8 protein-coding genes are annotated in these 12804 nt (G+C 58.6%); all 8 read right to left on the minus strand.

The genetic code is table 11. From position 1 onward, the window contains the following. Positions 1-162: 162 nt before the first annotated feature. Positions 163-1722 (minus strand): MmgE/PrpD family protein, encoded by a 1560-nt coding sequence (locus IT585_10555; protein ID MCC6963679.1) that lies wholly within the window; start codon positions 1720-1722, stop codon positions 163-165. Positions 1723-1897: 175 nt separating this feature from the next. Next, on the minus strand, positions 1898-4753 hold the full coding sequence (locus IT585_10560; GenBank protein MCC6963680.1) for a dockerin type I repeat-containing protein: 2856 nt from the start codon (positions 4751-4753) through the stop codon (positions 1898-1900). Positions 4754-4975: 222 nt separating this feature from the next. Then, complete coding sequence (locus tag IT585_10565) at positions 4976-7909, minus strand: pyruvate, phosphate dikinase (protein ID MCC6963681.1); 2934 nt, start codon at positions 7907-7909, stop codon at positions 4976-4978. Positions 7910-8116: 207 nt separating this feature from the next. Continuing rightward, on the minus strand, positions 8117-8440 hold the full coding sequence (locus IT585_10570) for a hypothetical protein (protein ID MCC6963682.1): 324 nt from the start codon (positions 8438-8440) through the stop codon (positions 8117-8119). 911 nt (positions 8441-9351) lie between these two features. Next, complete coding sequence (locus IT585_10575; GenBank protein MCC6963683.1) at positions 9352-10029, minus strand: hypothetical protein; 678 nt, start codon at positions 10027-10029, stop codon at positions 9352-9354. A gap of 1 nt (position 10030) precedes the next feature. After that, the gene (locus IT585_10580) at positions 10031-10912 is read right to left on the minus strand and encodes a hypothetical protein (protein MCC6963684.1); all 882 of its coding nucleotides are present in this window, start codon (positions 10910-10912) and stop codon (positions 10031-10033) included. A gap of 12 nt (positions 10913-10924) precedes the next feature. Next, positions 10925-11545 carry a hypothetical protein gene (locus IT585_10585; GenBank protein MCC6963685.1) on the minus strand — a complete coding sequence of 207 codons (621 nt, stop codon included), beginning with the start codon at positions 11543-11545 and terminating at the stop codon, positions 10925-10927. A gap of 15 nt (positions 11546-11560) precedes the next feature. Beyond that, the gene (locus IT585_10590) at positions 11561-12796 is read right to left on the minus strand and encodes a hypothetical protein (protein MCC6963686.1); all 1236 of its coding nucleotides are present in this window, start codon (positions 12794-12796) and stop codon (positions 11561-11563) included. Between the last annotated feature and the right edge of the window lie 8 nt (positions 12797-12804).

Below are 12804 nucleotides of genomic sequence, written 5' to 3' on the forward strand. Positions count from 1 at the left end.
CTTCTCCGGCGGGTCGGCGCCATGCGCGGCGTGTCCGTAAGCTGAGAAGCGAGATCTCCGCATCCGCGGAGAATAGGTAGACGAATGGGCGACCCGATGGGGTCGCCCATTCGTGTTGTGGGTATCGATTCGGCTGAAGAACGGCAGACAGGAATATCTGTCCTACCGGCGTCTTGACTCAGACTTCGGCTTGGCCGCTTTCTTTGCGCCGGCTTTCACGACTTTCTTGGCTGCCTTCTTCGGCGCGGATTTCTTGACCGACTTCTTCGGCGCCGCCTTCTTTGCCGGCTTCTTGGCGACAGCTTTCTTGGCGGCCGGTTTCGCCGCCGCAGTCGCTTTCTTGACATTACCGGGCATCACCAGTTCCGCGACGAACTGGCTCACCTTGCCGAGCTTCTCCAGCTTGGCGATCGTGTCTGCGATCTTGCGGCGCTGCGCATCGGAGATATACGGTTTGGTCAGACCATAGAACTTGTCCATCAAATCCTGATCCGACATCGGTTCGCGCGGGTCTCCCTGCGCGTAATCGACCGACATCGCCATCGTCTCGCCGTTCTTGAGCGTGAATTCGACCCGCGACGGCTGCACCTTCGGGAAGCGTGCCTCCAGTTCGTCATCGGCGAACACCCTGATGCGCTGGATGAAGTCGATCAATTTCGGATCGGCGATGCGCTCCGGCAGGAACTGCAGCGGCGTGACCATGCGATCCATGATCGCGGCGCCGACGCAGTACGGCATCGAGTGGTCGGCGGTCTCTTTTTCCTTCGGATGGTACTTGCTCGGATCGGCAAGAATATCGACGGCGCGATGAATCGTAAAGACGCGCACTTCATCGATCTGATCCCAGGTGACATTGCGTTCCTTGATCAGTTTGAGCGCGGCGGTCACCGGCGACTGGGTCAGGTATTCGGTCGGGAACGCCTTGAAGGCAATCTGCGGAACGCGCCAGTCGCTGCCGAGGCCGTTGAAGAGCACGTCGGTTTCGAAATTGCCGCCGAGCACCTGATACATTCCCTCTTTGCCTTCGAAGATCTGAATCGTGCCGGTATAGCCTTCCTTGGCCAGCAGCGCACTGATCACGCCGGCATGGGTCGAGAGCGGATCGGCGGTGTTCTTCATCATCGACAACTTGCCGGCGGCAATTGCGCCGGGTGTAAACGAGCGGCAGCCCGAGATGGCGATGGCGTGCATCATCTGTTCGGGCGTGAGATCAAGCATCTTCCCTGCCGACAGCGGCGAGCAGAAGGCCGTGAGGGTAGCGTGATGCCAGCCGCGTTCGCGGATGCCGGGATGCGCGAACTCGCACATGCGCATTTCGATTTCGTGGGCGATGACGATGGCGACGAGCAGGTCCTTGCCCGACTTGCCCTGACGTTCGCCCACGGCGATCGCAGCCGGAATGATGTCGGACGGGTGGGACGGGTCCTCTTTCCAGTAGATGTCGTTGTAGTCCATCGAGCGGATCTGGATTGCGTTCATCAGAGCCGCGTTGTAGCAGTTGGTCCTGACGGTTGAGCCGAGGATCGAGGATTCCGGCTTGCCGCCGAGGCCGTCAATCACTTTGCGCATGACCTTGGAGTCGTGCGAATGATAGCCGCCGAGGCAACAGGCGATCGAGTCAAGCAGGATGCGTTTGGCGGCGGTGATCACCTCCGCCGGGATGTCTTCGTACTTCAGTCCGTGTGCCCATTCCGCGAGCCGCAGGGAGATGCTCTTGTCCATGGATTTACCTCATAAGGGGAAGCATTGCGTTCAGTTTCATGCGGCGAAATTAGCCGGTTGCGCGAGCCAAGTCAATGGGGATGTTCGAGGGGAAATCGCCGTCGGAACCAAAGGAACGGCCCGAAGCGGGTAGACTTCGGGCCGATTCGCGGCATCGATCATGATCGCCGGCGGGTCATTTACAGGAGGCGCACGGCGCTGGGCCGTAGGCGAAGAAATAGTTGACGATGTAGACGACGTCGGTGATGTTCACCCGGTCGTCGCAATTCACATCGCCCTCCCCGACCGGTGCCGCGCCACCCGCAAAGATGTAGTTGACCAGAGTGACGGCATCAGTGATGTCGACCCGGTGTGAGCCATCGACATCGCCGCAGGCGTAACCGGCCAGGAATTCAAAGATGTCAGCAGCGGTTGCGGGCTTGTTGGTCAGGACGCGTACAACGGTTCCCGCAGAGGGATAATCGCCAGTCCCCGGCGGGTCGGTCGAAGGGAAAAAGCGGAAGCGGCGGTACGACCACGAGAGGTTGTCCGGATCATGGTTGCCGGTGTTTTCCGAGGGACTGCTCCAGTTGACATTGTCATAAGGAATCTCATTGAAGTAGAGGCCGTCGCCCCAGTCGAACATCCCGAACGCGTCGCCGTCGTCGAGGAGCATGAACGAGATGCGAACATCGTCATTCGGATCATAAGCATCCGCTGAGCCGATGTTCCAGACCTGAAGCGGAACCAAGAACGAATTTACGTAGCTGTAGTCGGCACTACCATTAGGACCGAACCAGTCGAAACAATGTTCATTCGGACCGGCCGTGAAGCGGATTTCGTAGTCGTCGTCAGTGGGATAAGCCCAACTGTAGCGACCCAGCGAATGATCACCGAGGGGATCCATGTACCAGTCGCCGGTGGAATTGAGTGAGAAATTGACGTTGTCGGGGGGATACACCGGACCGTAGGCGTTCTGAACTTCGACGATCCGCTTGACGCCGTAGCCGGGGCCGAGAACCCGAATCATCATGCCGTCGACGATCGGGAAATCGTAGCCGCTCGGCTGAACGGCCTGGTTCTGTAGGACGAAGTACCCCGCCGTCAGATCGTACAGATTCCAGGAGCCGTCGGAATTGAAGGTGACGCGGTACTCGTGCCCGGTCAATGCATCCGGATCAAGGTATTCAATGATCACTTGCGCGTCCGCGAAACCAGCAATGTGCGCGGCCGTGTCGGAGACCGCCATCGAGCCGGCCTGCGGGACAGCGCTGACAGGAACAAGCTGCGTCTCCCACACCTCCGTCAGGTAACCATAGAGATTGCCGTAGATGTCGGTGAAGGGAATCAGGCCGTTGATATCGTAGTAGTAGCCGCTGACAGCGAAGTGATAGTTGTTACCGTTGACAAACCGTTCCTGCGTATAGGCATCGTAATTCAGAAGCGTTTCGTAGCGGAGCCCGGAATCGGTACCGCTTTGAACGATGATGCGCTCAACGCCGCCGGAGGTGGGATTGACTACGTCGGCGTAGATCAAGAGGATATCGTCTACCTGATCATAGGTCGCGACTTTCTTCCACGGCCCATGCTCTGTCAGGCCCTGATAGATGTTGAAGCCCTCGAACTGGAAGGCCAGATTGAGCGAAGGGAAGGGTATGAAGAACGGGATCAGGTTCGAATCCCAGATCAGTTGCACGGATTGGTCGAGCCCGCGACCATAAAGAGAGAGATCGTCGCCGGGCTCCAGCGCCGCGAAGTTGTCGTCAAAGACGGCCTGCACGGCTTGATCCACCTGGCGCAGGGCGGTGATCGAATGAAGCGGATCGTCCCCTTGCCCTACCAACACGGCGACGACGACCTCCTGCGTGTCATTCGGAGCCATAGTGAACGGCCCAGCGCTCAGCATCAGCCGGCGGTCAGCGGCCGCAGCGTCAACCCAGCCGAATTGCGTCACCGGATCGCCGGACATAGCAAAGGTTGTCGGAAGATTGGTGGTTGGGTTCACCATGGGGATCATTGCCATGGTGTTCGGGTCCTTGATGAGCCCCTTCATGTAGCCGTAGGTTTCCATCTTGCTGGCTGGATCGGTTCCGTTAATGTACTTGTTGAACGAAGTCATCGACAGATTCTTGTATCCGGGGCGTGCTGTGCCATTGAGCCAGCCGATATCAGCGGGGCTTCCGGGAACCAGCGGGCCGCGCAGGAAATCGAATCCGACTGCCGGCGGGGCGGCGCCATACACAACATCCGCGCCTTCATTGTAGCAGTAGCCCAGAGAGAGCAATGTGTCACAGCCGACGAGATCATCGGAGGCATCGCCGAGATCGGGATCGGCCCAAATCGAGACATAAGCGCTATCGAGTTGATTCCCGCCCTTGTTGATAATCACATATTTCAGAAAGTAGATATTCTGCAGAGCGCCGTAACCGGACCAGCCGAAGACGCTGTGCTGGATCTCAACGCCGAGCGGCAAGGTGCTGCCGGCGTCATTGATATGGCTCACGGGGTCGGCGTCATTGAAGGCTGACCAGGTCATCTCCTGTCCCAAGAGCAGCGGGTGACCTTGGTTGTCGATGGGCGCACCCTGGTCGACGGGCCACTGGTCGTAGTCGGGGTTGTTGCCGAATTCATCGCCCGCGCGGATCTGGTAAACGTGAAAAGCGTCGTTGTCCGGCTGGTAAGTACCGTTGGCCATCGGGCCGGGGACGAACTCGGAGCCGTACTCGGCGATGGCGACGCGGACTTCCCCGCCGACTTTGGCGCCGATCCAGATACCGGCGCTGTAGACGACGGTCCTGGTTGTTCCCTTGGGGTAGTACAACCCGTCGGTCTTGCCGAGGATGTTGGCATTGTCGTAGGCAAAGTTGCCGTCGTTGTAAACGAACATGTCGAGGTTGTTGATGCTGATGCGGGTGTCGATGTCGTTGTAAAGCGCCGTCGGGCCGGAAGTGGTTCTGACCTTGGGTCTGGCTGCCTCCGTGCCGATGGTCATGCCGCAATAGACCAGCAGTGCCAGCGTCACAAAGAGTGATCGCACAAAAAGCCTTTTCATCTGGCTCCCCCGGGCGGTTTGCGCCCTGATCGTAAGACTTAGTGGATATTTTCGACTATGTTAAAGATAGCAGATTGTGGCGGGATGTCAAGGCCGCGATTGCGAGTGCGTGGAGGCGTCGTCGAGAGAGATTTGCCTTATGTTTATGCAGATTAAGGCGGGGCTCCTCGAAAGATGTCTGCAAGTATCACGAACACCCGGCGAGGAGACCCGCCCTAAAACCTATGCAGAGCCGGCGGTTTTGGAGACGTCCTTGCCCTGCTTCTCGCGGATGACGGCCTGGGCAGCGGCCAGGCGCGCAATCGGAACGCGGAAGGGCGAGCAGGAGACGTAGTTCAGGCCGACCTTGTAGCAGAACTCGATCGAGGCCGGATCGCCGCCGTGTTCGCCGCAGACGCCAAGCTTGAGATCGGGTTTGACCGAGCGGCCTTTTTCTTTGGCCATGCGAACCAACTGGCCGACGCCAGCCTGGTCGAGGGTGACGAACGGATCGCGTTCGAGGATGCCCTTGTCATAGTAGTAACGCAGGAACTTGCCGGCGTCGTCGCGCGAAAAGCCCATCGTCATCTGGGTCAGGTCGTTGGTGCCGAAGCTGAAGAACTGCGCTTCCTGCGCAATTTCATCGGCAGTCACGGCGGCGCGCGGGATTTCGATCATGGTGCCGACCAGGAACGGAATTTCGATCTTGTGCTTGCGCATTACCAGATCGGCGACGCGCAGGACGATCTCTTTCTGATTGGCCAGTTCGTTGCGGTGGCCGACGAGCGGAATCATGATCTCCGGGAACACCTGCTTGCCGTCCTTGATTAGTTCGGCGGCGGCGGTCAGAATCGCGCGTACCTGCATCTCGGTGATCTCCGGATAGGTGATGCCGAGGCGGCAGCCGCGATGTCCCATCATCGGATTCTGTTCGTGCAGTTGGTCGATCCGCTCGATGATCTTCTTGAGCCGATCAACTTCATCCACCTTGTCCGGATCGCCCTGGAGTTCCTCGAGCTGCTTGAGGACATCCTCGCGCTTGGGCAGAAATTCGTGGAGCGGCGGGTCGATCGTGCGGATAGTCACCGGCAGACCCTGCATTGCTTCGAAGATGCCCTTGAAGTCGGCCTTCTGGAACGGGAAAAGCCGGTCCAGGGCGGTTTGGCGGTCGGCCTGGGTGGTGGCGAGGATCATCGCCTGAATATGCGGCAGGCGGTTCTTGCCGAAGAACATATGTTCGGTGCGGCAGAGCCCAATGCCCTCGGCGCCGAACTTGCGCGCGACGGCGGCGTCCTGCGGCGTGTCGGCGTTGGTGCGGATGCCGATCTTGCGGACTTCATCCGCCCACTGCATAAAGGTGCCGAACTCACCGGAGAGTTCGGGGTCAATCGTTGGGACCTCGCCAAGCATGACTTCGCCGGTGGTGCCGTTGATCGTGATGATTTCCTTGTCTTTGATGACAAGGGTGCCGATCGCAAACTGGCGGCGCGCCTCGTAGACGCGGATATCCTCGCAGCCGACAACGCAGGGTTTGCCCATGCCGCGGGCAACGACGGCCGCGTGTGAGGTCATGCCGCCGCGCGAGGTGAGGATGCCTTCGGAGGCAATCATGCCGGCGATATCATCGGGGTTGGTTTCCATGCGCACGAGGATCGTTTTCTCGCCGCGCTCGGCCAGGCGGACGGCTTCATCGGCGTGGAAGACAACCTTGCCGGAGGCCGCGCCCGGGGAGGCGGCCAGACCCTTGGCAATGACTTCGAGTTTGGCTGTGGGGTCGATGCGGGGATGAAGGAGTTGATCCAGTTCGGTCGGATCGATCCGCATCAGCGCTTCGTCGCGGGTAATCAGCTTCTCGCCGACCATATCGACGGCAATCTTGACCGCCGCCTGCGCCGTGCGCTTGCCGGTGCGGGTCTGGAGCATGTAGAGACGGCCTTCCTGGATTGTAAATTCGAAGTCCTGCACGTCGCGATAGTGCTGTTCCAGTTGGGTCGTGATCTTGCGGAGCTGTTTGTAGGCTTCCGGCATCACCTTTTCAAGCTGGGTGATCGGCTGCGGGGTGCGGATGCCGGCCACGACATCCTCGCCCTGGGCATTAACCAGGTATTCGCCGTAGAACTCCTTCTCGCCGGTCGAGGGATTGCGGGTGAAGCCGACGCCGGTGGCGGAGGTATCGCCCATGTTACCGAAGACCATCGCTTGCACGTTCACCGCGGTGCCAAGATCGGACGGGATGTTGTACTTGGCGCGGTAGGTGATGGCGCGGGGCGAGTTCCAGCTGCGGAAGACGGCGTCGCGTGCCATCTGCAGTTGCTGCCAGGGGTCGGTCGGGAACGGTTCGCCCGATTTGTCAACGACGAGCTTCTTGTAAGCCTTGACGATTTCCTTCAAATCGTCGATCGAGAGCGAGGCATCATGCTTGATCGAGCGCTGTTTCTTCTTGCGGCTGATGACTTCCTCGAATTCGTCCTTGTCGATACCGAGGACGACATTACCGAACATCGAAATAAAACGGCGGTAGATGTCATAGCCGAAGCGGGGATTGTCGGTCTTGGCGATGATGCCTTTGAGAGTGTCTTCGTTCAGGCCGAGGTTCAGGATGGTGTCCATCATGCCGGGCATGGAGAACTTGGCTCCGGAACGGACCGAGACCAAAAGCGGATTGGCGGCATCGCCGAACTTGGCGCCCATCGAGTGCTCAATCCGCACCATCGCCTCGCGCATATGCTTATCGAACCAGCGCGGGAGCGACAGGTTGCTTTCGTAGAAGAGGCGGCAGGCGTCGGTGGTGATGGTGAAACCGGAAGGGACAGTGACGCCGAGGTTGGTCATTTCGGCGAGATTGGCGCCTTTGCCGCCGAGCAGGTCGCGCATTTCGGCCTTGCCTTCGGCCTGGCCGTCGCCGAAGAAGTAGCAGTACTTGAAGTCAGCGGCCGGCGGTAGTGGTTTGCGGGACTCGCGCGGAGCCCGTTCACCCTTAACCTGTACGCCAATCTTACGCACTTTGGTCGTAGTGACCTCGGTGGCTTTGCGATCCTTGGCCGGTTTGATGGCGCCAGTTGGTTTCGAGGCGACGACCGGAGCGGCGGCTTTCTTCAACGCCGGTTTTGCCGCTTTGGCAGGCTTAACTGCCTTTTTCGCATTGCCGACCGGCTTCTTATGCGCAGAAGTCTTCATAGTTGGCTTCGTCTTGGACTTGGAAGCCGGCTTGGACTTAGTTTTCGGAACACTCTTTTTCGATGGCATTCTGCAATCCCGTCCTGAAGGTCAAAATAATTTGCGCCAATATATGAGTTTTATGCCAAAAACAAAAGTGCTGCAGTGAAATTCCGCTTGCGGAACTTCACTGCAGCACCAGCGCGCTAAGTGCTTGAGAGAGAATCTCTACATGGTGAACATTTTTTCGCCGGCGATGATCTTCTGCAAGATCTTAAGGGTTTTTTCGGCTGGCGAGTGCATGATGTCGTGGGTATTGTAGGTCAGCCTGACGTTGTCGCGGCGGAACTCCAAGGCGTTCTTGCCTTTAGCTCCTGGTGCGCGCTGTTTCTTCTTGTGCAGCAGGTTGTACTGGCGTTGGTATTCCTTGGCTTTTTCGCGGTGGGCCAGGTAATACTGCCGCTGGTACTCCTGCCGACGGCGTTTGGCTTCCTCGGGAGAAAGCGGCTCTTTGCGCCGACGTCTGGATTTTGTGAGGGTAATTTTCGTCATCCCCGCCTTCCGTGGCCTGAAGGTTTCGGTCACTCGTTCAAATTTCCAAAAAACCCTTGAATGCTGCGGGTTCCAAAAAGCATTTACGCAACTAATTTAACCCGTTGCACTTACCCTGTCAAGGGATTTTTTCGAGTTTTTGGCACTTTTTTCTTGATTTTTAGTGTTTTTTGTAAGCCGATCGGCGGAAATCGATTCCGGAACTTCAAGATTTGCACCTTGAGGGACACCGGAAGTACTGGGACGGTCAATTAATACAATGTAGAGAGTGATTTGTCAAGGGGGAAACGATGGGGAACGTTGTAACATCCTCGTCTCCGGCCCCTCTCCCTCGAAGGGAGAGGGAAGTCGGCGTCATTCTCGCGCAGGTGGGAATCCAGGTTGGCGGTTCGCCGGAGGCGGGAGGGAAGCGTCAGATTGTCGGAGCGGAGATTGCTTAGTCGCGGTGGTTGGTTGTGAAAGGTGTCAGGATGCGGGCGCTCCTCGCGATGACAGGATGGGGCATTCCGGTAGAATTGTGGAGATCGAAAGTGCGGGACCGGGCGATGAATACAACCCCTTACCTTCTTTGTTAATGGGGAATCGAGAATCGCAAGCGCAGTGGAGACTCTTCCGGAGCTGACGGAACGAGTATGACCCTCACCCCCGGCCCCTCTCCCAACGGGAGAGGGGAGGGCGACGTCATTCCCGCGCAGGCGGGAATCCAGGTTGGCGGTTCGCGTGAGGCGGGAGGGAAGCGTCAGGTCGCCTCGCGCGGATGAGGATAGTGGTTCTTCCAGAATGACGGCGCGCGAAAAGACCTGACGCACCCTCAGCTAGCTTGAGAGCGGGTGCTCGGGACCACAAGAAGACGGGGCGGCCTGTGGGCCGCCCCGGAGTTGTCAGGTCGAATGCTGCAATCGTAAGGCGGGTTAGGTAAACATCTCCCACCAGCTCTTGATGTATTGCACGCGCTGGATGAAGAGCGAGATACGCGCCATGACGGTGTAGCCGAAAGAGGCGCCGAATCCGATCATCAACGTGTAGATACCGAGCTTGGCCAAGCCACCGAACCAACCCTTGTGCTCCTTGGAGAAGAAGAAATAAACCAGCGAGGCGATCACGAGGATCACCAGGATAACATCCCAGATGCCGGAGGGAATTCCAAAGAAGCCGGGTTTGGCAAAGTCAAAGCCGGTCTGGCCGACGGTACCGTAAACCTGCTGGATGACGCGGTTGCGCATCTCCAGCGGGATGGCGATACCGGTAGCGATACCGATATAGAGCGCGATTGGGTAACGGCTGACCCACGACCACTTTTTCGAGAAGCGGGCCCACATGAGGACACCGAGAATCAGCGGAAGCAGATAATAAAGCTGATCGAACCTGGGCGTCCAGGTGTTGCTCATGAAGAGGTGGTCCAGGAGGTTTGGCCGCAGCCCGTTGTAGTAGAGAATGATGACGAAGTAACCGGCGGACACGCCGACCACGAGATGTTCGGCGAACTTGTAGAAGGGGTTATCCTTGTACAAGAACGAGAAGGTCGACAGCGTCAAGAAGACGCCGAGGGTGGTCCACCAGAAGGTTTCCCAGTTCAGGGCCTGTTCCATCCTACATCTCCTTCTTTCTCTTGGCCTTCTCGCGTTTATCGAGGAAGTAGCCGATGTTGCCGATCACGATGAAGCCGATGATGACGATATGGGCGAAGGTTTGGACGCCCATCGCCTCGGTCGCCGGACCGGGGTTCTTGCAGAGGAACTCGTATTCCGCCGCGCCTTTCATACCGCCCATCAGACCGATGATCTGCTTGGACTGGTAGAAGGGATAGTAGTCAGAGGCGGAAACGCCGGTGAGGCCGAGAGCGACTTTGACGCCGTAGCGGCCATTACCGTAGGCGATCCAGGCATCGGCGACATTGGAGCCGGTGATGTCGATGACACCGGCGATCTGGTCGTAGTTCTGGATCTTGGCCATAATCGGCATGGAGTCGAGCGGAGTGGAGTAGTAATCCTTCGGGAAGGGGATACGGAAGTTCTGTCCCATACCGAGGATGACGAGCGCAAAGTACGGTCGATAGCCGAGGAAGACGTAATCCTTGCCGTACTCGGGGGTGTAGCCATGGTACATTTTCACGGAATCCACCACAGCTTTGACCGCCTGTTCGGCCATACCAGCGCCGTTCTGTGACAGCGTCAGGGTGACCAGTTTAAGGCGTTTGGCCAGCGCCTGCTCCATGATGGCGAAGGCCATCGGGTGGAGTTCGGCGAGGGCGTTGGGATCGTAGTCGATCGCCACGAGCAGGTTTTGTCCCGGCTCGAGGTTTTCGACGAAATCATAAATTGCGCGCACTTCGTCAGAGACGACGGGCTTGACGGAGAAGCCGAGGATGAGCGGGACGACCACGAAGATCGCCAGCACGAGGAAGACCCAGCGCCGGTCGATGCTCATCAGGCGTTCGTTGAAGGTCAACTTCTTGTCGGTTTCATTAGTCATCGTTGGACCCTCCTAATCCCTTCCCAGGTACGAACGTTCGATGCCCAGCACGACTTTGAGAGCGGTCGCGACGATGCCCAGCCCGACGCCGATCCAGATGGCGCGTTTGGCGGCGAGGTTGGGAACGAGCAGGATCCAATTGGAAACGACGGTGACGGCGTCCGAAAGCGGTCCCATCGGGATGACGCGGGCCATCAGGATGAAGGCGGCGATCAGCAGCACGCTCGAGAGCACCGAGCGGGCGCGGAAGGCGCGGTAGGCGGCGGACGCGATGAAGAACGCCAGCAGCGAGAACATCGTCGACTGGATCGGAATCATGATGTGATCGAAAAAGTGCGTAAACATGTAGCTCTCGAGGCCGCCCATGAAGGTGAAGCCGAAGAGGATCATGCCGAACAAGCCGGCGAGAGCGACATACGAGTAGAAATAGCCTTCCTGCTTCGTCTTGATCTTGTGGTAGCTGACGCGGATCAGCGACCAGATACCGAGGGCGAGAGCGAAGATGCCGATGATGATGGTCCAGTCAATGAGGAATTCATAGGCTTTCTCGGAGAATTCCGCCGGGACGAAGTACTGGATCACCATAAAGACGCCGGCGAGGAAGACGACTAACAGCGGTAATTGACGTTTCATACGACCGTCCTCCTCCTATGACTCGACCTGGAACAGAATCGCCATGAACTCCTTGGAGGAGGCCGCGCGAATCGCCAGTCCGATTAAGATGGTGAGAATGACAACGCCCTTGGCCCAGTCCTGCGCCTTGAGGGTACCCATGAGGATCGGTTCGCGATTGAGATACACGCTGGCGGCATAGAGTTCCTCGCCGATAAGCGTGTAGTCGCAAGCCACGACAAAGAAGGGCAGCTGGGCGATTTCGTCGGTGCCGGCGATTTGGATCGATCCGGCAACCGCGCCGGTTTCGGCTAGCAGCAGCGACTCGGCGTAGAATTTGCCGAGGTAGACGTTGGTGGCCGGACGCTCGCGGAGCATAGTGCCGTTGACCGCGGCGACATAAGCAAACTGCGACTGGGTCACGAAGTAGACGGAGTCGGGCTTGAAGTCGTCGGGACGGCCGGCATCGGAGTAACCGGTCTTGACCGTTTCTTCCGCGACGGTCAGTACGATCGGGTCGTAGCACGGCACGAGGATCGGTGTCTGATACTCGGCGACCTTCTTGGCAACGCGGCCGAGCACGGAGAAGGAGGCGATGGTCGCGATGTCGGAGGCGGTGCCGAGACCGAGGACGTAGAGAATCGGACGGCCCATTTCAGTGGCGCGGCCAATGGCTTCGTCGACGGCGTCGATGCCGGCGAGAGGCCGGACATAGAGGGTGCGGCCCGACTTGGCGGCGTTGATGAAGGCGATGGTGAGCAAAACGAAAATGATCACGAAGATCAGGACGATAACGCGTTTGGTGTTGAACCAGTTGTCGTGCGCCTGACCGACGGCGACAGCGGAGCGACCGGCGGCATCGGCGCTGACGGCATCAACGCGGTAGTACAAATCCGTCGCCTTAGGAATGAAGGCAGCCGACGCGGGATCGCGGGAGCCGCGGTCGACGTAGGCATGGGTGCCGCGGGCGACAGAGCCCCGTTCCACCCAAAGCGAGTCGGGGGCATCGGGCGACGTAGCCCGATAGATTCGGTAGCCCATGACGATGGCCCGGCCGGTGCTGTCGTCAGCGGAGGGTGTCCATTGGACGCGGAGCGAATGGCCGTTGTCATTGGGATTATCGGCGACCACGACATTCGTCGGCGGTGCCGGAGGGTCAGGGGCGGCAATCGCCGCCGGAGTTTGCACAATTGCGGTGTCGCTCTGCGCCAGCACGATAGCGGGCAGAAGCAGCATCGCAATTGCCGCAATCAGATAAATCGTACGTACCACATCCACCT

The sequence above is a fragment of the Candidatus Zixiibacteriota bacterium genome (assembly GCA_020853795.1).
Taxonomy (GTDB): domain Bacteria; phylum Zixibacteria; class MSB-5A5; order CAIYYT01; family CAIYYT01; genus JADJGC01.